The organism is Sphingopyxis sp. EU05-FHT14B03 (genome assembly GCF_058790875.1).
Map to the genome: position 1 here is coordinate 895,473 of NZ_JBYTDC010000001.1, position 21,296 is coordinate 916,768.

Annotated in this window: 20 protein-coding genes; 6 read left to right on the plus strand and 14 right to left on the minus strand. The window is 66.7% G+C overall.

The window, feature by feature from the left end:
• Positions 1 to 51 precede the first annotated feature (51 nt).
• Together AC3WS4_RS04370 and AC3WS4_RS04375 are read right to left on the minus strand one after the other, a co-directional pair.
• Positions 52 to 582 (minus strand): GNAT family N-acetyltransferase, encoded by a 531-nt coding sequence (locus tag AC3WS4_RS04370; RefSeq protein WP_187141069.1) that lies wholly within the window; start codon positions 580 to 582, stop codon positions 52 to 54.
• A 111-nt stretch (positions 583 to 693) separates the two neighbouring features.
• Positions 694 to 1,599, minus strand: a complete 906-nt coding sequence (locus AC3WS4_RS04375) for a metal-dependent hydrolase (protein WP_492736246.1) — start codon at positions 1,597 to 1,599, stop codon at positions 694 to 696.
• An 83-nt stretch (positions 1,600 to 1,682) separates the two neighbouring features.
• Between AC3WS4_RS04375 and AC3WS4_RS04380 the strand changes: the two genes are divergently transcribed.
• From AC3WS4_RS04380 to sppA, 6 genes are all read left to right on the plus strand, one after another.
• Positions 1,683 to 2,288 (plus strand): TetR/AcrR family transcriptional regulator, encoded by a 606-nt coding sequence (locus tag AC3WS4_RS04380; RefSeq protein WP_056346987.1) that lies wholly within the window; start codon positions 1,683 to 1,685, stop codon positions 2,286 to 2,288.
• A 174-nt stretch (positions 2,289 to 2,462) separates the two neighbouring features.
• Positions 2,463 to 3,506 (plus strand): GTPase ObgE, encoded by a 1,044-nt coding sequence (gene obgE / locus AC3WS4_RS04385; RefSeq protein WP_492736244.1) that lies wholly within the window; start codon positions 2,463 to 2,465, stop codon positions 3,504 to 3,506.
• A 50-nt stretch (positions 3,507 to 3,556) separates the two neighbouring features.
• On the plus strand, positions 3,557 to 4,357 hold the full coding sequence (locus AC3WS4_RS04390) for a MipA/OmpV family protein (protein ID WP_492736242.1): 801 nt from the start codon (positions 3,557 to 3,559) through the stop codon (positions 4,355 to 4,357).
• Positions 4,358 to 4,402: 45 nt separating this feature from the next.
• Positions 4,403 to 5,509, plus strand: coding sequence for a glutamate 5-kinase (gene proB, locus AC3WS4_RS04395; RefSeq protein ID WP_492736240.1), 1,107 nt, complete (start codon positions 4,403 to 4,405; stop codon positions 5,507 to 5,509).
• Positions 5,510 to 5,526: 17 nt separating this feature from the next.
• Positions 5,527 to 6,426: an NAD(P)H-binding protein gene (locus tag AC3WS4_RS04400; protein WP_492736623.1), complete on the plus strand. Its 900-nt coding sequence runs from the start codon at positions 5,527 to 5,529 to the stop codon at positions 6,424 to 6,426.
• Positions 6,427 to 6,504: 78 nt separating this feature from the next.
• Positions 6,505 to 8,490 (plus strand): signal peptide peptidase SppA, encoded by a 1,986-nt coding sequence (gene sppA / locus AC3WS4_RS04405; protein ID WP_492736238.1) that lies wholly within the window; start codon positions 6,505 to 6,507, stop codon positions 8,488 to 8,490.
• Positions 8,491 to 8,544: 54 nt separating this feature from the next.
• Here sppA and AC3WS4_RS04410 read toward each other — a convergent pair whose 3' ends face one another.
• The 12 genes from AC3WS4_RS04410 to mdh form a co-directional block, all read right to left on the minus strand.
• Positions 8,545 to 9,282: a PepSY domain-containing protein gene (locus AC3WS4_RS04410; protein ID WP_492736236.1), complete on the minus strand. Its 738-nt coding sequence runs from the start codon at positions 9,280 to 9,282 to the stop codon at positions 8,545 to 8,547.
• A complete protein-coding gene (locus AC3WS4_RS04415) occupies positions 9,279 to 10,181 on the minus strand; it encodes an alpha/beta fold hydrolase (protein WP_492736234.1) in 903 nt (300 codons plus the stop codon). Before AC3WS4_RS04415 ends, AC3WS4_RS04410 begins: the two co-directional genes overlap by 4 nt.
• Positions 10,182 to 10,199: 18 nt before the next feature.
• Entirely contained in the window at positions 10,200 to 10,487 is a 288-nt protein-coding gene (locus tag AC3WS4_RS04420; RefSeq protein WP_492742643.1) for a hypothetical protein, read from the minus strand.
• A 106-nt stretch (positions 10,488 to 10,593) separates the two neighbouring features.
• Complete coding sequence (locus AC3WS4_RS04425; RefSeq protein ID WP_492736232.1) at positions 10,594 to 11,220, minus strand: trimeric intracellular cation channel family protein; 627 nt, start codon at positions 11,218 to 11,220, stop codon at positions 10,594 to 10,596.
• Positions 11,221 to 11,229: 9 nt separating this feature from the next.
• Positions 11,230 to 12,567: an amidohydrolase gene (locus AC3WS4_RS04430; protein ID WP_492736231.1), complete on the minus strand. Its 1,338-nt coding sequence runs from the start codon at positions 12,565 to 12,567 to the stop codon at positions 11,230 to 11,232.
• A gap of 22 nt (positions 12,568 to 12,589) precedes the next feature.
• Positions 12,590 to 13,987, minus strand: a complete 1,398-nt coding sequence (lpdA, locus tag AC3WS4_RS04435; protein WP_492736230.1) for a dihydrolipoyl dehydrogenase — start codon at positions 13,985 to 13,987, stop codon at positions 12,590 to 12,592.
• Positions 13,987 to 14,352, minus strand: coding sequence for a gamma-glutamylcyclotransferase family protein (locus AC3WS4_RS04440; RefSeq protein ID WP_492736229.1), 366 nt, complete (start codon positions 14,350 to 14,352; stop codon positions 13,987 to 13,989). Before AC3WS4_RS04440 ends, lpdA begins: the two co-directional genes overlap by 1 nt.
• Positions 14,353 to 14,365: 13 nt before the next feature.
• Complete coding sequence (odhB, locus tag AC3WS4_RS04445) at positions 14,366 to 15,610, minus strand: 2-oxoglutarate dehydrogenase complex dihydrolipoyllysine-residue succinyltransferase (protein ID WP_492736228.1); 1,245 nt, start codon at positions 15,608 to 15,610, stop codon at positions 14,366 to 14,368.
• A 20-nt stretch (positions 15,611 to 15,630) separates the two neighbouring features.
• The gene (locus AC3WS4_RS04450; protein WP_492736227.1) at positions 15,631 to 18,450 is read right to left on the minus strand and encodes a 2-oxoglutarate dehydrogenase E1 component; all 2,820 of its coding nucleotides are present in this window, start codon (positions 18,448 to 18,450) and stop codon (positions 15,631 to 15,633) included.
• A 94-nt stretch (positions 18,451 to 18,544) separates the two neighbouring features.
• Positions 18,545 to 19,435, minus strand: a complete 891-nt coding sequence (sucD, locus tag AC3WS4_RS04455) for a succinate--CoA ligase subunit alpha (protein WP_492736226.1) — start codon at positions 19,433 to 19,435, stop codon at positions 18,545 to 18,547.
• Positions 19,436 to 19,444: 9 nt separating this feature from the next.
• The gene (locus AC3WS4_RS04460; RefSeq protein WP_492736225.1) at positions 19,445 to 20,191 is read right to left on the minus strand and encodes a hypothetical protein; all 747 of its coding nucleotides are present in this window, start codon (positions 20,189 to 20,191) and stop codon (positions 19,445 to 19,447) included.
• Entirely contained in the window at positions 20,188 to 21,150 is a 963-nt protein-coding gene (gene mdh, locus AC3WS4_RS04465; RefSeq protein ID WP_492736224.1) for a malate dehydrogenase, read from the minus strand. The genes AC3WS4_RS04460 and mdh overlap by 4 nt, the downstream gene beginning before the upstream one ends.
• Between the last annotated feature and the right edge of the window lie 146 nt (positions 21,151 to 21,296).

Below are 21,296 nucleotides of genomic sequence, written 5' to 3' on the forward strand. Positions count from 1 at the left end.
TGCGAGGAGCCGAAGGAGATTGCTTCGCTCCGCTCGCAATGACGAATATCTCTATCCGCCGCGCGGTCGCGCGTAGATATTAACGATCTCGGGTAGCACGTCGCTCGATCCGGTCAGGCCGAACCCCAGCTTCGCCGCGACGCGCTCCGATGCGCCATGTCCCGGTTCGATGATGCAACGGATGTCCGCCGCGTCGAGGTTCGCGTCGGCCCAGGCCAGCGCCGCGCCCATCGCCTCGGTCGCGAGGCCGCCGCCCCAATGGTCGGCGTCGAACGCCCAACCCGCCTCGGGCTGTCCTTCGAGTTCGGGGATGCCGCGACCGAAATAGCTTAAGCCCCCCATGCCGATCAGCCTGTCGGTGACCTTGTCGGCAAACACCCAATAACCAAAGCCCATCACCGGCCATAGCCCGGCGGCCGACAGGAACTTGCCCCAGCTGACGTCGGGGGGGCGCGGCTCGCCGCCGATGAAGCGCGTCACGCGCTCGTCGGCCCACATCGCGATATGGTCGGCTTTGTCCGACAGGCGGTGCTCACGCAGGCGCAGGCGGTCGGTTTCGATGATCGGGGGCGTCGTGAACATGGCGCCGGGCTATCAGCGCACACGACGCGCCGCAAGCCGCTGATCCCGCAAAGGCGAAGCCCCGAAAATGGGGAGAGAGAGCCCTTTGGAGGCTCCGCCTTTACGAGCCGGTCAGGCGGCCACGGCCGCCAATTCCTCGTGCCGCGCCGGCGCAGCCGAGCTGTGCTGCGGCATCACCGCATCGACATAATCGCTTTCATATTTGCCGATCAGCGCGCGGTCGTCGTGATTCCACGGGTGGAAGCCGGGCAGGAAATAGCTGAGCCAGGGCAGGAAGCTCTTGCGCAGCACCCCCGGCTTGCCGAGCAGATACCACCAGATGCGCGCCGTGACGCGCCAGCCGGTCAGGCCGTCCTGCTTCAGCAGCGCCTTCATCCCCTTGACGCGCTTCGGCCAGAAGCGGGTGGTGACGAGCAGCATCATGATCGACTTGGCGCGCCAGCGTCTGAAGCGACTCCAGTCCTTCGTCGCGTGCAGCCAGGTGTCATAGGCGACGCCCTTGTGCTCGATCTCCTCGATCGCGTGCCATTTCCACAGCGCCGCCCATTCGGGTTCGGCGCCGGCATACATGCTGTCGTCGCGCAGCATCACCGCTGCCATCATCGCGGTATAATGTTCGAGCGCGATCGTAGCCATCAGGTTGACGATCTGCGGCCGTGCCTTGATCAGGTCGAGGACGTGGTTCACATCGTCTTCGAGCTCGCTGAGGTCGTAACCCGCTTCCGCCGCCTTCTTGTTGAACACCACATGCTCGCGGCTGTGGATCACCTCCTGCTGGGTGAAGGCGCGGATTTCGCGCGCCAATTTGTCGGGCACGCCATCGCGGTGCGCTTTCACCGCCTCGATGAACATCGCCTCGCCGCGCGGGAAGGTCACCGACAGCGCGGTGTGAAAAGCCGAGGCGATCGGGTCGCCGTTCAGCCACCAGCGGCCCTGCCGGTCGTCGCGGCCGAAGCGCATGTCGCGCGGCGTGATCGCAAGGTCGGCGGGGGTCGGGTTGTGGGAAAAGCTGGACATATGGTCTGCACCGTCGAAAAGGAGAGGAAGGGCGTGGGGACGTCCTATGGGGCATATGTTAAAGGTTACTTACAGTGGTGTCAATAGTAGCGAAGAAGCGCCTGAGTCCCGAAGAGAGCCGGTCGGCAGCGCTTGAGGCGGCGCGGACGATCCTGATCGAGATGGGGCCGGCGGCGGTGACGCTGAAAGCCGTGGCGGCGCGCATCGACCGCACCCACGCCAATCTGCTGCATCATTTCGGCAGCGCGGCGGGACTGCAAAAGGCACTCGCCGCCTATCAGGCCGAAACCGTCTGCGCGACGATCGGCCGGAAGATGGCGGAATCGCCACCGGGCGAACGCAATGTGCGCGAGATCGTCGACCTCGCCTTCGATGCCTTCAACGAGGGCGGCGCCGGCGCGCTCGCGACCTGGATGGCTGCGACGGGCAACGAGGATGCGCTCGACCCGATCGTCGAGGCGATCCACCGGCTGATCGACAACATCGCGCCCGACGCGCATGAAAAGCGCCTGATGCACGAAGATACGCTGGCACTGGTGCTGATGGCGCTGGGCGATGCGCAGCTCGGCGGCCCGATGGCCGAGGCGCTCGACCTGCCGCGCGACACGTCGCGGGTGCTGGCGACCGAATTGATCACCGGCAGGATCGCGAAATTCTGGGCTGAGCACGGCGGCAAGCCTGCTGCCTGAAGGCTAGCAATTTTGTTGCGCGCGCGCTAAGGGGCCGCATCCCGTCATTCCGTTCGCATCGAGCGAAGTCGAGACTCCCTTCGGTCGTGTGCCCCGATGGGTGTCTCGACTTCGCTCGACACGAACGGGATTTGATGTGTAGTTTTCCCGTCTCCCGCGCCCAAAGGCCCCGCCATGCATTTCCTCGATCAAGCCAAGATATTCGTGAAGTCCGGTGACGGCGGCCCCGGCGCCGTCAGTTTCCGGCGCGAGAAATATGTCGAATATGGCGGTCCCGACGGCGGCAACGGCGGCAAGGGCGGCGACATCATCTTCGAAGCGGTCGCCGGGCTCAACACGCTGATCGACTTTCGCTACACCCAGCATTTCAAGGCCAAGCGCGGCACCCCCGGTGCCGGCCGCGACCGCACCGGCGCCGGTGGCCCCGACCTCTTGATCAAGGTGCCGATCGGCACCCAGATCCTCGACGACGACGAAGAGCGCAGCCTGCTCGCCGACCTGACCAAGGAGGGCGAACAGGTCACCTTCCTGCGCGGCGGCGACGGCGGGCGCGGCAATGCAAGCTACAAGACCAGCACCAACCGCGCCCCGCGCCAGCACGGCCCCGGTTGGCCCGGCGAGGAGATGTGGGTGTGGCTGCGGTTGAAGCTGCTCGCCGACGCGGGGCTGGTCGGGTTGCCCAATGCCGGCAAATCGACCTTCATCAATGCGGTGAGCAATGCGCAGGCCAAGGTCGGCGCCTACGCCTTCACCACGCTGCGCCCGCAGCTCGGCGTCGTCAGCCACAAGGGCAATGAATTCGTCGTCGCCGACATCCCCGGCCTGATCGAGGGCGCCGCCGACGGCGCCGGGGTCGGCGACCGCTTCCTCGGCCATATCGAACGCTGCCGCGTGCTGCTCCACCTCGTCGACGCGAACGACGAGGATGTCGCGACCAGCTATCGCATCGTGCGCAACGAGCTCGAGGCCTATGGCGCCGACCTGCTCGACAAGCCGGTGGTGGTCGCGCTCAACAAGATCGACACGCTCGACGACGAGCTGATCGCCGCGCTGTCGGCCGAACTGGCCGAAGCGAGCGGCCATCCGGTGATGGCGCTGTCGGGCGCGAGCGGCGCCGGGGTCGAGGCGGTGCTCGACAAGCTGCTCGAAGCCGTCGTGGGCGACGTCGCGGGCGAAGACCCCGACGGCGATGCCGACGCCGCATGGTCCCCCGTCTAGGAACCAAGCGCCGAGGCGGGACTTGGTTGAGGGAACAGCAGGAGTCCCCAATGCCCCCTCGTCGCCTGATCCCTTATAGCCTCGCCGCCTCGTCCTTGCTGGCGTTGACGGCGCCTGTCTTCGCGCAAGAGGCCGAAACGCCCGCCCCCAAACGCACGCGCATCATCGCCGGACCACAGCTTTCGCCAGCCTGGCCGGGCGCGAAAGACCTGTCGATCGGCCCCTATCTCGATCTCTCGCGCGAGCATGAAGGCACCGAATTCACCTTCGAAGCCGCCGACGAAAGCTTCGGCGCGCCGCTCCTCCAGGCCGGCGACTTCGCCTTCGGTCCGGCCTTCGGCTTCGTCGGCAAACGCACCGCCGCCGATGTCGGCGCCAACCTGCCCAAGGTCGGGCTGACGATCGAAGCGGGCGGGTTCGCGCAGGTGTCGCTGACCCCGAACTTCCGCCTGCGGGCGGAGGCACGGCGAGGCCTCGGCGGCCATGACGGCTTCGTCGGCGAGGTCAGTGCCGATTATGTCGTGCGCGACGGCGACGACTGGCTCTTCTCCGTCGGCCCGCGCGTGACGCTCGGCGACGGCAAATATCAGCGCGCCTATTTCGGGGTGAGCCCGGCCGCGGCGGCCGCCTCGGGCCTTCCCGCCTTCGATATCGACGGCGGCGTTCACGCGGTCGGGCTGACCGCCGGTTATCTCCGCCAGCTCAGCCCGAACTGGGGTCTCGCGGCCTATGCCCGCTACGACCGCCTCGTCGGCGACGCCGCGCGCTCGCCCGTCGTCCGCCAACTGGGGTCGCGCGACCAGCCATCGGTCGGCGTCGCGCTCAGCTACACCTTCGGCGGCGATCGCTGAGCAAAGCCATTGGCGCGCGGCGCCGCCCGCGCTATCGGCGCCATCATGAGCCTCTTTCCGCCCGCCGCCTGCCCCCGCCTGATCGTCAAGATCGGCTCGGCGTTGCTCGTCGATCCGGACGGCACGGTGCGGCGTGACTGGCTGACCGGCATCGCCGCCGACATCGCCGCACGCGCCAGGGCAGGCCAGCAGGTCGCGGTCGTCTCGTCGGGCGCGATCGCGCTCGGCGCACGGCGGCTCGGGCTGACCAAGGGCGGGCGCGCCAGCCTCGAGGATGCGCAGGCGGCCGCCGCGACGGGGCAAATCGCACTGTCGCAGGTGTGGGCCGAGGTACTCGGCGCCGAGGGGCTGACCGCGGCGCAGATGCTCGTCACGCTCGACGATCTTGAACATCGCCGCCGCTACCTCAACGCTGCCGCGACGCTCGACCGCCTGCTCAGCCTCGGCGTCGTGCCGATCATCAACGAGAATGACAGCGTCGCGACCGAGGAAATCCGCTTCGGCGACAACGACCGCCTCGCCGCGCGCGTCGCGCAGGCGGCGGGCGCCGACGGCGTGATCCTGCTCAGCGACATCGACGGGCTGTACGACCGCAACCCCGCGCAGGATGGCGCCGTCCATATCGCGCGCATCGAGCGTATCGACGCCGCCATCGAGGCGATGGCCGACGCCGGGTCGGCCTCGGGCATGGGATCGGGCGGCATGGTGTCGAAGATCGCGGCGGCGCGGATCGCCAACGCCGCGGGCGCGCATCTCGCCATCGCGTCGGGACGCATCGACCACCCGCTCTCGACCGAAGCGCCGCACAGCCTGTTCGTCGCCGAAAAGGGCGCGAGCGCGCGTAAGGCCTGGCTCGCCGGTGGGCTGACCGCCAAGGGACGGCTCGGCATCGACGCCGGCGCGGTCAAGGCGCTGCAGGGCGGCGCCAGCCTGCTCGCCGCCGGAGTATCGACCGTCGCAGGCAGCTTCGCACGCGGCGACATTCTCGACATCACCGGTCCCGATGATCGCGTCGTCGCGCGCGGTCTTGCCGAATATACCGCCGCCGACGCGGCCGCGATCCTCGGCCTCGGCCGCGACGCGCAAGAGGCGGCGCTCGGCTATGCGCCGCGCAGCGCCGTCGTCCACCGCGACCATATGGTGCTGCTGTGACCGCGCCGGTGCTGGCGATGACCGGCGCGACCGGCTTTGTTGGCGGCGCGACGATGCGACGCGCGATAGAACAGGGCTGGCACGTCCGCGCCCTCACCCGTCGTCCGCAGGAGCAACGCGACGGCGTCACCTGGATCGCCGGCGCGCTCGACCAGCCCGATGCACTCGCCGACCTCGCGGCGGGCAGCGACATCGTCCTGCACATCGCGGGTGTCGTCAATGTGCCCACCCGCGCCGCGTTCGAAGCCGGCAACGCCACCGCGACCAGCAACGTCGTCGATGCCGCGCGCGGCGCAGGGATCACCCGCTTCGTCCATGTCTCGTCGCTTGCGGCGCGCGAGCCGGACCTCTCCAACTACGGCTGGTCGAAGGCGCGCGCCGAAACGATCGTCAAGGCGAGCGGGCTCGACTGGACGATCGTTCGCCCGCCGGCCGTGTTCGGACCCGGCGATACCGAGATGCTCGACATCTTCCGCATGGCGCGCCGCGGCATCGCGCTGCTGCCGCCCGCCGGGCGGATGTCGGCAATCTACGTCGATGAACTCGCGCGCCTGCTCGTCGCGCTCGCCGCCGATCGCGACGCCAGCATCGGCGCCATTTACGAACCCGACGACGGCAAACCCGGCGGCTGGTCGCACCGCAGCTTTGCCCGCGCGGTCGGCCGCGCCGTCGGCCGCAGCCATGTTTCGACCCTCACTATTCCGGCGACCTTGCTCAAGGCCGGCGGGCGGATCGACAAGCTGGTGCGCCGCAGCCGCGCCAAGCTGACCCCCGACCGCGCGCGCTATATCGCGCATCCCGACTGGGTCGCCACCAACGGCGCCGGCCCGCCGCCGGACCTGTGGCGCCCCGAACTCGACACCGGCGATGCGCTGGCCGAAACCGTCCGCTGGTACCGCCGCGAAAACTGGCTCTGACGCCGCCGGTGGGGCGTCGTCGCCCGCCGGTCGAAGCGTGCATTGCCAAGGACGGGGCGCATCCCTAGGTTTGCAAGCATGACCGACAGCACCGCGAACACGCCCAACGATCCCGCCGGCCCTTGGGCCATCCCCGTTCGCCGCCCGCTGCCCGGCGATGACAAGCCGAAAGGCACCACCAGCTTTCCGCGCAAGGTCTGGAACCTGCTCGTCGCGATCAAGGACGGGTTGGCGCTCATCTTCCTGCTCCTCTTCTTCGTCGTACTCTTCGGCCTGTTCGCGGGACGCCCCAATCCGTCGCTGCCGGTCAGCGAAGGCGCTTTGCTGCTCCAGCTCGACGGCGTCGTCACCGAACAGCCCGCCGAGATCGATCCGTTCGCGGCGCTGTCGGGCGGCAACAACCTCAAGGAAATTCGCGTCCGCGACGTCGTTCACGCGCTCGAAACCGCAGCCGATGACAAGCGTATCACTTCGGTGGTACTCGACCTCGACCGCTTCCTCGGCGGCGGCCAGGTCTCGCTCGCCGAAATCGGTGACGCGCTCGACAAGGTCCGCGCACAGAAAAAGCCCGTCCTCGCCTTCGCCACCGCCTACACGACCGACAGCTATCAGCTCGCCTCGCACGCCAGCGAGATATGGGCCGACCCGATCGGCGGCGTCGCGATCGCCGGACCCGGCGGTTCGCGGCTCTATTACAAGGGGCTGATGGACAAGCTCGGCGTCACCGCGAACATCTATCGCGTCGGCACCTTCAAGAGCGCGGTCGAACCCTATTTGCGCGCCGACCAGTCGCCCGAGGCGAAACAGGCCGACCTCGCCTATGCCGGCGCCCTGTGGGAAAATTGGCTGGCCGACGTCAAAAAGGCCCGCCCGAAGGCGAAGATCGATCCCTTCATCGCCGACACCGCGGGTGCGGTGCGCGGCGCGGGCAATGACCTGTCGAAGGCGTCGCTCGACGCCGGGCTGATCGACACGCTCGGCAGCCGGATGGCGTTCAGCAGCCGCGTCGCCGAAATCAGCGGCGCATTCGACGACAGCCAGCCGTGGAACTATAATGCGATCCCGCTCGACAACTGGGTCGCCGCCAATCCGCCGAAGCAGCCCGGCAGCGCGATCGCGGTGGTGCCCGTGATTGGCGAGATCGTCGATGGCGAGGCTCCGAACGGCAGCGCCGGTGGCCAGACGATCGCCCAGCACATCCTCGATGCTGCGGCCGACGACAGCATCAAAGCGATCGTCCTGCGCGTCGATTCGCCCGGCGGGTCGGTGCTCGCGTCGGAGGAAATCCGCCAGGCGCTGCTCGCCGCAAAGGCGAAGAAACTGCCCGTCGTCGTGTCGATGGCCAATGTCGCGGCGTCGGGCGGCTACTGGATCGCAACGCCCGCCGACCGCATCTTCGCCGAACCCGACACGATCACCGGGTCGATCGGCGTCTTCGGCATCCTGCCAAGCTTCGAACAAACGCTCGCCAAGGCCGGCGTGACCACCGACGGCATCAAGACGACGCCCTTGTCGGGCCAGCCCGACATCCTCGGAGGGGTGAACGACGAGTTCAACCAGTTGGCGCAGGCCAGCGTCGAGGATATCTACGGGCGCTTCACCGGCCTCGTTGCCAAAAGCCGCAAGCAGCCGATCGAGAAGATCCGCGAGATCGCCGAAGGGCGTGTCTGGGCCGGCGGCACCGCGCGCCAGATCGGGCTGGTCGACCAGTTCGGCGGGCTGCCCGACGCGATTGCCGCCGCGGCTAAACTGGCCAAGGTCGATGGCGACGTCCACGCCAAATATTTCGAGAATGAGCCGAGCGAGTTTTCGAAGATGCTCGCCAGCTGGACCGGCGCCGAACAGGAACCGACCGCGGCGTTGCCGCGCGGCTGGTTCGGCATCGCGGCGATGAACCGCCAGATGATCGAACGCCGCGTCGTGCAGGACCTCTCGCTGCTGACCGAGGCCGGGTCGGTGCAGGCATCGTGCCTCGACTGCCGCGCCTATCTGCCCGCCGTGCCGCGGCCGGGCCAGGCGGAGGCTAAGGGCTTTTTGGCGACGCTAGCGCTGTTGATGCGCTGATACTCCCATCCCGCTTGCGGGAGGGTCGGGGGAGGGCCTGTTGCCTTCCCGCCCTTACGACATGCCCTCCCCTAACCCCTCCCGCAAGCGGGAGGGGGACTGTTTGCGCCGCCGCCGCTGGCGCACGAACAGCATCACGAATCCCAGCACAACCGTCACCAGGCTGACCGCCGTGAAGCCGATCAGCAGCGGGTGGTGCGTATCCTCGCGGGTCTGCAGATCCATGATGTGCAGCCCCCAGAAAAAATCGTAGCCGCGCCAATATCCGGTCCGAAGTGCCAGCAACTCGCCGGTATCGGCATCGACATAGGCATGAAGCCCGCCGTCATAAACGATCCGCCACGCCGGGCGATCGCGCCGCAGTTCGATCGGATTGGCGTCGGCGGCGAAGCGGCGTACCGATAGCAGCTTGCCCGGCGCCTTGAGCGCGCCATCGGCGATCACCCGCGCCTCGGCAGCGGTGAGGGGCGGCAAGAGCGCGCCGGTCGTCGCATCGGCGGCGCGGCTGTCGTCGCCGGTATAGCGCACCAGCCACACCGGTCTCGCCCCGCGCATCGCCAGCTCAAGCTTTTGCACCGGTCGGCCATTCAGCTGCGGCGGCACCGCCGCCAAGGTCACGGGGATCGCAACCGGCTCGCTGCGCAGATCGCTGCCGCGCACTTCGTCGATCGGCTTGATCACCATGACCAACCCCGACAGTGTCCACAGGATCAGCGGCACGCCGACCAGCCAGCCAAGCCAGATATGGATGCGGAGCAGTTGCGCGCGCAGCCGCGTCTTCAGCGCGCTCATGCCGCCGCCGCCAGCTCCCGCGCATGACCCGCGATGGCATCGGCGAGCGTATCGACGAGCGCGAGCGGCAGGTCATGCCCCATGCCCGGGATCGTCATCAAGCGCGCGCCGGGGATGCTCGCCGCGGTGTCCTTGCCGCCCGCGAGCGGCACGAGCGGATCGGCCTCGCCATGGATGACCAATGTCGGCGCGGTGATCGTCTTCAGCATCGCGCGGCGGTCGCCGTCGGCGACGATCGCCGCCATCTGGCGCGCGACACCCTGCGGGTACCAGCCGCGCTCGAAATCGCCGCGCACCCGGCGCTGCAACCGTTCCTCCTCGGCGGGATAGGCGGGGCTGCCGATCACCCGCGCGGCGCGCACCGAATAGGCGATCATCGCCTCGGGATCGCCGCTCATCGGCCGGTTGGCGAGCACCGCCATCGCGTCCTTGTTGGCGCGCGGCAATCTGGGGTTGCCGGTCGTCGACATGATCGAGGTCAGCGACAGCGTACGGTCGGGATAGCGCGCCGCGATATGCTGCGAAATCATGCCGCCCATCGACGCGCCGACGATATGCGCCTGCGCGATACCGAGATGGTCGAGCAGCGCCACCCCGTCGGCCGCCATGTCGGCAAGCGTGTAAGCGGGACGCACCGGCAGGCGCAACGCCGCCTTGACGAACATCCATTTCAGGTTGGGTACCCGCGCCGCCTCGAAGCGCGTCGACAGGCCGACGTCGCGATTGTCGTAGCGGATGGTGCGGAAACCATGGGCATTCAACGCATCGACGAGCTCGTCGGGCCACAGAGTCAATTGCCCGCCCAGTCCCATCACCAGCAGAATGACCGGCGCATCGCGCGGCCCCTTGTCCTCATAGGTGATGTCGATGCCATTTGCGGTCGTCTGCATTGTCGTCATGGAAAGCCCCTGCAAGGGTCAGGCCCTTCGCGCGGCGATGGTGCTGACATCCGTGTTCACCGACGAACCTGCCACAGCCAGCGTATTTGGCAAGCCCGCGGCGCAGGAGCCGCGCGCGGCACGCAAGCGGCCGAACCGTTCACCCCATCCCGCACACATCGCGAACAGCCGGTCGCGCAGCATCACCGCGGCGAGGATCGGCGGCGCGGCCAATAGCATGACCCCCGCCGTCATCGCCGCATCGCAATCGACCGCGCAGTCGGCCGACGCGACGCCGGCGCCGAAACTGATCAACAAGACTTCCAAGGCCCCCACGCGCCCCTTTCGTGCGATGCGGGCTAGGCGTGGCGGGTTAATCGATTCTGACAGCCCGGCTGCCGTTCGGGTCATTCCGTCCCGAACCGGGACCCGTTCAGCGGGTCGGTTCGCGATAGGCGGGCAGCGCCAGCGACCAGTAGATCGCGGCGCCGCGCAGGACGAAGCCCGCGACCGCACCGCTCAGCGCCGCGACCGGCGTCCCCGCGCCAAGCCAGAGCAGCGCCAGAAACAGCCCCGAGGCGAGCGCCGCCGCGGTGACATAGATTTCAGGCCTGACGATGATCGATGGCACCCCGGCGAGGATATCGCGGATGGTGCCGCCGACGCAGCCGGTGATCACCCCCATCAGCAGCGCGGGCACCGGCGGCACGCCCCACGCCAGCGCCTTGGCGGTGCCGAAGACGGCATAGGCCGCGAGCCCAACGGCATCGGCCCATTCGAGCAACTGCCCCTGCCACCAGCGTTCGGGCGTCACCCAGACGACCAGCGCGATCGCGATGCACACCGCCGCGATCGCCCCGTCCTGCACCCAGAATACCGGCGCGCCGATCAGCAGGTCGCGCACGCTGCCGCCGCCGACCCCGGTCACCAGCGCGAAAAACATCGCGGTGACCAGCGTCTGGCGCAGACGCACCGCCATCAGCGCCCCCGACAAGGCGAACACACCGATCCCGGCAAGATCGAGCAGCCGGATCAGCAGGTCATTGTCGGGGACGGGCATCGCGCCTCGCTATTTCGCGGCAGGGCGAACGCCGCCGACGATCGAGAGCATGATCGCGGTCACCGCGTTGCGAATCGCCGGCTCGGCCTGCGGCGCGAAGAAAGGCGAATGGTTGGTCGGCGCGGGTTCGCCCTTCGCCTTCAGGTCGGCAAGCACCGCGGGATCATAACCGCCGATGCCGAAAAACAGCGACGGCACGCCCGCATCGACGAATTCCGAATAATCCTCGCTGCCCGACATCGGCGCCGCGCTCGCGGGGGCGAAGACGAGGCCCTTGCCGAACACCGGGGTCAGCGCCGCGACCGCGGCCTTGGCCATCGTCTCGTCGTTGGTGAGAATGCCGGTGCCGCTCAGGTAGCGGATCGTCGGTTCGGGCGCATTGCCCATCGCCGCCGCCGATCTCGCGACGCGCGCGGTGCCGTCCTGGAGCAGCTTGCGCACCTCGGGCGACTGCGAACGCAGATTGACCTTCACCTCGGCGCTGTCGGGGATGACGTTGGGCGCGCTGCCGGCGTTGATCGCGCCGATCGTCAGCACGCCAAAGGCGGCGGGATCCTTCTCGCGGCTGATCACCACCTGCGTATCGGTGACGAAGCGCGCGGCGATCGGGATCGGGTCGATCGTCGCCGCGGGCATCGATCCGTGCCCGCCGCGGCCGTGGAAGGTGATCGAATAGCTGTCGGAGGCCGACGACCCCGCGCCCGCCTTGATCGCGACGACACCCGACGGCAGGTTCGAGACATGCGCCGCAAAGCCGAAGTCGGGCTTGGGGAAACGCGTCAACAGCCCGTCATCCAGCATCGCGCGCGCGCCCTTGAGCGGTTCCTCGGCCGGCTGGCCGATCAGCACCGCCGTCCCCGACCAGCTGTCGCGCATCGCGCTCAGCGCCTGCGCGACGCCGATCAGATAGGCGACGTGCGTGTCATGGCCGCAGGCGTGCATCACGGGGACATCCCTGCCCTCATAGGTCGCGCGCGCCTTGCTCGACCAGGCCAGCCCGGTCTTTTCCTCCATCGGCAGCGCGTCCATGTCGGCACGCACCAGGAAGGTCGGCCCGTCGCCGTTCTTCAGCACCGCGACGACGCCGGTCCCGCCGACCTTCTCGGTCACGGTGAAGCCCGCCTTGCGGAGATGCTGGGCGAGGATCGCGGCGGTCCGCACCTCCTGCATCCCCAGTTCGGGATTGGCGTGCAAATCCATGTAGACCGCCTCGAGAGCCGGATAATTTTTGTCGAGAAGCGCGGTCAGCCGCGCGTTCGCCGCAGCCATGTCAGGCGCCGCCTGAGCGCCCGCCGGGACCAGAAAGAGGGCGAGCGAAGCCGCTGCCCAGAGCCCATGCTTCGCCATCACTCTCTCCCCCAAATGCCTGTCAGATGTGGATCGGCTTGCCGGTCACCGCCATTGCCGCTTCCTTCACCGCTTCGCTGTGCGTCGGGTGGGCGTGACAGGTGTAGGCGATGTCTTCCGACGTGGCGCCGAATTCCATCGCCTGCGCGGCCTGCGCGATCATCGTGCCCGCGACGCTAGCGATGATCCAGACGCCGAGCACGCGGTCGCTGTTGGCATCGGCGATCACCTTCACGAAACCGTCGGGTTCGTGGTTGGTCTTGGCGCGGCTGTTGCCCGCCATCGGGAATTTGCCGACCTTGACCTCGCCGCGCTCCTTCGCCTGCTCTTCGGTCAGGCCGACGCCGGCGATCTCGGGCATGGTATAGACGACCGAGGGGATGACGTCGTGGTTCACGATGCCGGTCAGCCCGGCGATATTCTCAGCGACCGCAATGCCTTCGTCCTCGGCCTTATGCGCGAGCATCGGGCCGGGGATAACGTCGCCGATCGCCCAGATACCAGGGACCTGCGTGCCGAAATCATGGTCGGTTTCGATCTGGCCGCGCGCGTTGACCGCGAGGCCCGCCTTGTCGAGGCCCAGCCCTTCGGTGTTCGGGCGGCGCCCGATCGATACCAGCACGACATCGGCCTCGAGCGTCTCGGCGTCACCACCAGCGGCGGGCTCGAGCGTCAGCACGGCCTTCTTGCCCTTGACCTCGACCTTGGTGACCTTGGTCTTCAGCTTGAATTCGATGCCCTGCTTCTTGAAGATGCGGTTCGCGTCCTTGCGCACATCGGCGTCCATGCCGGGCAGGATCTGGTCGAGGAACTCGACGCAGGTGACTTTCGCGCCAAGCCGGCGCCACACGCTGCCGAGTTCGAGTCCGATCACACCGCCGCCGATCACGACCATATGCTCGGGAACTTTCGCGAGTTCGAGCGCGCCGGTCGAATCGACGATGATCTGCTTGTCGTTATCGACCGCGACGCCGGGCAGCGGGGTGACCGACGATCCGGTGGCGATGACGATATTCTTGGCGCGGACCGTCTTGCCCGCGACCTCGACACTGTCCTTGCCGGTGAACTGCGCATAGCCCTTCAGCCAGTCGACCTTGTTCTTCTTGAACAGGAATTCGATGCCGCCGGTCAGGCCCTTGACCGCGTCGATGCGCTGGCCGTGCATCGCGGGCAGGTTGAGCTTGGGGGTCACGTCGATCCCCATCTTCGCCATCGCGCCATTGGCGGCGGCGTCATAATATTCGGACGCGTGGAGCATCGCCTTCGACGGGATACAGCCGACATTGAGGCAGGTGCCGCCGAGCGTCTCGCGCCCTTCGGCACAGGCGGTCTTGAGGCCGAGCTGCGCCGCACGGATCGCCGCGACATAGCCGCCGGGGCCGGCACCAATGACAAGGACGTCGTAATCGTAATCAGCCATCATATACTCCATTGCAGGCCCGGTGCGGCGACATAGACCCAGGCGCTCTCGCCCGATTCCAGTGCGACGCGCTGCCGCTGATAGTCTTCGGCCTCATAGACATCGGCCGCTTCGAGTTCTTGTCTTGTAATCCAATATAGGGTGCCCGCGATCCGCTGCGAGCCTTCGCTGTCAGGTGCGAGCACCGGATAGTGATTTTCGCCGCTTTTGCGGGCCACCTCGGGGTCGGCGATCGCGATCCGTCCGAGCCGATACCCAGTCAGCGCGTCCACCTTACCGCTGAGCAACCGGCCGAACTGTTCGCGCTGCACGTCCGGATATTGGAGCGTGCCATAGGCGAACAAGGCTTCGGTGGCGTCGCGCATGCGGCGTTCCCTATTACAGGTCGATCAGCAGCCGCGTCGGATCCTCGATCGCTTCCTTGATCGTCTTGAGGAAGGTCACCGCCTCGCGGCCATCGATCAGGCGGTGGTCATAGCTCAGCGCCAGATACATCATCGGGCGCGCCACGATCTGGCCGTCGCGGACGACCGGACGTTCCTCGATGCGATGGAGACCAAGCACCGCCGACTGCGGCGGGTTGATGATCGGGGTCGACATCAGGCCGCCGAACACGCCGCCGTTCGAAATGGTAAAGGTGCCGCCGGTCATGTCGTCCATCGTCAGCGTGCCCTCCTTGGCGCGCTTGCCGAGGTCGGCGATCGCCTTTTCGATCTCGGCGAAGCTCAGGCTGTCGGCGTTACGCACGACAGGCACGACGAGGCCGTTGGGCGCGCTCACCGCGACCGAGACGTCGAGGTAATCGAAATAGACGATCTCGTCGCCGTCGATGCGCGCGTTGACCGCCGGAATGTCGTGCGCCGCGAGCGCGACCGCTTTGGTGAAGAAGCTCATGAAGCCGAGGCGGACGCCATGCTTCTTTTCGAAGCTTTCGCGATATTTGTCGCGCGTCGCCATCACCGCCGACATGTCGACGTCGTTGAACGTCGTCAGCATCGCCGCGGTTTCCTGCGCCGACTTCAGCCGCTTGGCGATCGTCTGGCGCATCCGGGTCATCTTGACGCGCTCTTCGCGGCGGCCGGAGGCGCCCGATGCCGCGGGGGCGGCAGCGGCGGGCGGCGGCGCGGCCGCCGGAGCCTCGGGCGCATTATTGGCGGCGGCGAGCACATCTTCCTTGGTCAACCGGCCGTCCTTGCCGCTGCCTTTGATCTTGCTCGGGTCGACGCCATGCTCGAGCACCAGGCGACGCACCGCGGGCGACAGGGTGGTGACGCCGTCGCCGGTCTCTTCGCTCGCCGTCGCGGCGGGCGCGGGTGCTGCGGCTTCGGCTTTCGCGGCGGGAGCAGGCGCCGAAGCCGGCGCTGCGGGCGCCGCGGCCTTGCCGCTGCCAGCCTCGATCGTCGCGATCACCGCGCCGACGGCGACGGTGTCGCCCGCAGCGACCACCTGCTGCCCCATCACGCCCGCGACGGGCGAGGGTACCTCGACCGCGACCTTGTCGGTCTCGAGGCTCGCGATCGGCTCGTCGAGCGCGACCGCCTCACCCGGCTGCTTCAACCATTCGCCGACCGTCGCTTCGGTGACGCTTTCACCCAAGGTGGGGACTTTGACTTCGGTGCTCATCTTGCTTTCCTTTGGGGCGCTTATTTATTCTTGGTGCGGCGGATTTCGGCGCGAACGCTCAGGCCCAGCGCGTCGGCGACCAGCGCCGACTGCTCGGTCTGGTGACGACTCATCAGCCCGGTGGCGGGCGATGCCGCCGCGGCACGGCCGGCATAGCGCGGCCGCATGCCCTTGTGCCCGGCGTTGGTCAGCGCTTCCTCGATGAACGACTCGACGAAGGACCAGCTGCCGTTATTGCGCGGCTCTTCCTGCGCCCACACCACTTCCTCGAGCTTCGGCATGCGTTTCAAACGCACGGCGAGCGGTTCACCCGGGAAGGGGTAGAGCTGTTCGATGCGGATCACCGTCGTATCGGTCTGGCCCGCGGCATCGCGCGCTTCGATCAGGTCGTAACCGACCTTGCCCGAACAGAGGATGACGCGTTTCACATCGCCATCGGCGGGCGGGGTGCGGTCCGACATGATACGGCGGAAATGCGCGTCGCCGATGAAGTCCGAGCGCTGCGACACCGCCAGCTTGTGACGGAGCAGCGACTTGGGCGTCATGATGATCAGCGGCTTGCGGAACGGGCGCAGCATCTGGCGGCGCAGGACGTGGAAATAGTTCGACGGGGTCGAAATATTGCACACCTGGATATTGTCGCCCGCGCACAGCTGCAGAAAGCGTTCGAGGCGCGCCGAGCTATGTTCGGGACCCTGCCCTTCATAGCCATGCGGCAACAGCATCACGAGGCCGTTGGCGCGCAGCCATTTGGCTTCGCCCGACGCGATGAACTGGTCGATCATGATCTGCGCGCCATTGGCGAAGTCGCCGAACTGCGCTTCCCAGAGCACGAGGCTCTTCGGATCGGCCATCGCATAGCCATATTCGAACCCGAGCACGCCATATTCGGAGAGCGGGCTGTCGAGCACCTCGAACCGGCCGTGCGGCACGGTGGTCAGCGGGACATATTTATTCTCGGTCTGCTGGTCGACCCAGACCGCGTGACGCTGGCTGAAGGTGCCGCGCCCCGAATCCTGCCCCGACAGGCGCACCTGATAGCCCTCGCTGAGCAGCGTCCCGAACGCGAGCTGCTCGGCGGTCGCCCAGTCGAACACTTCCTTGTCGCTCTTGTCGGCGAACATCGCGCCCCGCGCGTCAATCACGCGGCGCAGCGTCTTGTGGACGTCGAGGTCGGCGGGGATCGTCGTCATGATCCGGCCGATCGAGTCGAACAATTTGTCGCTGACCCCGGTCGAGATGTTGCGGCGGGCGTTTTCGGGATCGGCGGGGGCGTGCAGCCCCGACCAGCGACCCGCGAACCAGTCGGCCTTGTTCGGCTTGTAGCTTTTCGCCGATTCGAAATCATCCTCAAGCCGCGCGACGAATTCGGCGCGGCGGGCGTCGGCCCAGCCGGCATCGATCACGCCCTCGGCTTCGAGTTTCGCCGCGCAAAGCTGCGACACCGGCGGGTGCTGGCGGATGACGGCATACATCAAAGGCTGGGTGAACGAAGGCTCGTCGCCCTCGTTATGGCCGAAACGGCGATAGCACCACATGTCGATCACGACGTCGCGCTTAAACTGCTGGCGGAAGTCGATCGCCAGCTTGCAGGCAAAGGTCACCGCCTCGGGATCGTCGCCGTTGACGTGCAGGATCGGCGCCATCACGCCCTTCGCGACGTCCGACGGATAGGGCGACGAGCGCGCATATTGCGGGCTGGTCGTGAAGCCGATCTGGTTGTTGACGATGAAGTGGATGCAGCCGCCGGTGTTGTAACCGCGGATGCCCGAGAAGCCGAGGCATTCCCAGACGATCCCCTGCCCCGCGAAGGCCGCGTCGCCGTGGATCAGCACGGGCAGCACCTGCTCATGCTTGGCAAGGTCGTCGCGCACCACCTGCTGCGCTCGCACCTTGCCGAGCACGACCGGGTCGGCGGCTTCGAGATGCGACGGGTTGGGAACCAGCGACATATGCACCGACGCACCGCCGAACTCGCGGTCGGTCGAGGTGCCGAGGTGATATTTGACGTCGCCCGACCCGCCGACATCGTCGGGGTTGGCACTGCCGCCGGAAAATTCGTGGAAGATCACCTTGTACGGCTTGGCCATCACGTTCGCGAGCATGTTCAGGCGGCCGCGGTGCGCCATACCGTAGACGATTTCCTTCACGCCATATTGGCCGCCATATTTGATGATGGCTTCCATCGCCGGAATCATCGATTCGCCGCCGTCGAGGCCGAAGCGCTTGGTGCCGACATATTTGCGCGCGAGGAATTTTTCCCATTCCTCGGCCTGGATCACCTTGTTCAGGATGGCGCGTTTGCCTTCGACCGAAAATTCGATGATCTTGTCGGCGCCTTCCATCCGTTCCTGCAGGAACTGGCGCTCCTCGATGTCGGCGATGTGCATATATTCGAGGCCGACATTGCCGCAATAATTCGCGCGCAAGATCGCCACGATCTCACGGATCGTCGCTTTTTCAAGGCCGAGCGCACCGCCGACGAAGATCGGCCGGTCCTGATCGGCGCCGACGAAACCATGATATTCGGGTGTCAGATCGGCGGGCAGCTCGCGCGTGCTGAGCCCCAGCGGATCGAGGTTCGCGGCGAGATGCCCGCGCACGCGATAGGTGCGGATCAGCATCATCGCGCGGATCGAATCATTCGCCGCGCGTTCGACTTCGGCATTCGACAGCGGCGCACCGGCCTTGGCGGCGGCGGCCTTCACTGCGACCTGCATCTGCTGCGGATCGAGCGCAGCGGTCAGGTCGTCGCTGTCGATCGGCGGCCAGTTCTTCGGCGCCCAGCTGGGGCCCGCCTGCGGCTCGTCGATGTCAAAGCTCTGTCGTTCGAGGTTCATGATCTTTTCCATTCCCTTGCGAGAAATGGCTCCGGGGAGAAGGGTTGGGAAGGGGACGCCCGCCGGAACCGTTTCGTTCCGGCGGGCGCGATACTCAGACGCGTTCTTTCAGCACTTCGACGAGCGTCGTGCCGAGTTCGGACGGGCTCGCCGACACGGTGATGCCCGCGGCTTCCATCGCCGCGATCTTGCTTTCGGCGTCGCCCTTGCCGCCCGACACGATCGCACCGGCGTGGCCCATGCGGCGGCCCGGAGGCGCGGTGCGGCCCGCGATAAAGCCGGCCATCGCCTTTTTGCGGCCGCGCTTGGCTTCGTCGATCAGGAACTGCGCCGCCTGCTCCTCGGCGTCGCCGCCGATTTCGCCGATCATGATGATCGACTTGGTCGCTTCGTCGGCGAGGAAGAGTTCGAGGACGTCGATGAAGTTGGTGCCGTTGACCGGATCGCCGCCGATGCCGACAGCGGTCGTCTGGCCAAGGCCGGCGTTGGTGGTCTGGAACACCGCTTCATAGGTCAGCGTGCCCGAACGCGACACGACGCCGACGCTGCCCTTGGAAAAGATGCTGCCCGGCATGATGCCGATCTTGCATTCGCCCGGCGTCAGCACGCCAGGGCAGTTGGGGCCGATCAGCCGCGACTTCGAACCCGACAGCGCGCGCTTCACCTTGACCATGTCGAGCACCGGAATGCCCTCGGTGATGCAGACGATCAGTTCCATCTCTGCGTCAATCGCCTCGAGGATCGAGTCGGCGGCGAACGGCGGCGGAACATAAATGCAGCTCGCGGTCGCGCCGGTCGCGGCCTTGGCTTCCTCGACAGTGTTGAAGTTGGGCAGGCCGATGTGCGTCGTGCCGCCCTTGCCCGGCGTCACGCCGCCGACCATCTGGGTGCCGTAAGCGAGCGCCTGTTCGGTGTGGAACGTCCCCGTGGCACCGGTCATGCCTTGCGTGATGACCTTGGTGTTTTTGTCGATGAGAATGGACATGAACGACTCCTAATTGGTCGCGCCGGTTGGCGCATGTGATTGGAATTCTTTTGGTAAAGGTACGGAAGACACCATGACGACGCGGAACTGCGTGTCAGCCTCGCCCGATCGAAGAGTGACGCTCTTTTCGGTCGCCGCAAGCTCCAGCATGTGGTTGCCCGCAACGAGGATATTGGAAAGATCGACTTCGGGGGCGTTGCGCCGGATATTCGCTGCCAGCTGCTCGAATTTCGGCAATTCGCCAATCGACGCTGCGGCAAGCCCGTCGATAAGCGCCCTGCGAACCTCGCCCAATTGGCTCAACTCTTCCACACGACCAACCACGCGGCACATAACGCGCGAGCCAAAGTCCAGCAGCGCGATGCTCCGATCATCCTTAGAGAACTGGATGAATTCATAGCTACCGAGCTCATTCGACTTCTGGCGCGGCAGGGTATAGGACCAGCCACTCTCCGCCAGAATATACGAGTGAACGCTGTTGTCCGGGCTGACGACAGCCATACACCGCCGCGCATCTTCGACGAAATCGGCAGGAGACGCAGGCGCACCAAGCTGCTCCGCAATCGGGCGCAGGTCGGACTTCGGCGAAACCGTCGGAGGCAGGATGATCGGAGGAGGCCGGACCAGGTCCGGCCTCTCAGGCGAAATCCGGCTTTGCGATATTTCGTCCCTGCCACGCGTCGATACATCCTGGGCCAGTGCCGAAGCACCAGACCCGGACAACATCACCGCAAGAAGACAGAGACGCAGCATCACGCCAGCGACGGATCCAGATTCTTGCACGCGTCGAGCAGTTCCTTGACCGCATCGACCGAGACCTGCAGCCCGGCCTTGTCGTCGGCATCGAGTTCGATCTCGATGATCTTCTCGACGCCGCCGGCACCGATCTGCACCGGCACGCCGACATACAGGCCGTCGAGGCCGTACTGGCCATCGACATAAGCGGCCGAAGGCAGGATGCGCTTCTGGTCGCCCAGATAGGCTTCGGCCATCGCGATGCCGCTCGCGGCCGGGGCATAGAAGGCCGAACCGGTGCCGAGCAGCGCGACGATTTCGCCGCCGCCGCCGCGGGTGCGCTTGACGATCGCGTCGATCTTGTCCTGGCTCGACAGGCCCATCTTGACGAGGTCGGGAACCGGGATGCCGTTGATCGTCGAATAGCGGACGACGGGAACCATCGTGTCGCCATGGCCGCCGAGGACGAAGGTGTTCACATCCTTCACCGACACATCGAACTCGTCGGCGATGAAGTGGCTGAACCGCGCCGAATCGAGCACGCCGGCCATGCCGACGACCTTGTTGTGCGGCAGACCCGAAAATTCGCGCAGCGCCCACACCATCGCGTCGAGCGGGTTGGTGATGCAGATGACAAACGCGTCGGGGGCGTTGGCCTTGATGCCTTCGCCGACGGCCTTCATGACCTTCAGGTTGATGCCGAGCAGGTCGTCGCGGCTCATGCCCGGCTTGCGGGCAACACCGGCGGTGACGATGATGACGTCGGCGCCGGCGATGTCGGCATAGTCGTTCGTGCCGGTGATCTTCGCGTCAAAGCCCGCGATCGGGCCGACCTGCGACAGGTCGAGTGCCTTGCCCTGCGGCACGCCTTCGACGACGTCGAACAGGACGACGTCACCGAGTTCCTTCTGCGCCGCCAGCAACGCCAGCGTTCCGCCGATATTTCCGGCTCCGATCAAAGCGATTTTCTTGCGTCCCATGGCGCGCGGCACTCCCTTCGTGGCAAGCCCGGCAATGAAGCACAAAACCGGCTGGCACACGGGCCAAATCGCCGCGCCGGTCCCTAGACGGCGCCGCCCTACGCCGATTCCCTTAAGGAAACAACCGCGAAAAGCATGAAAATCAA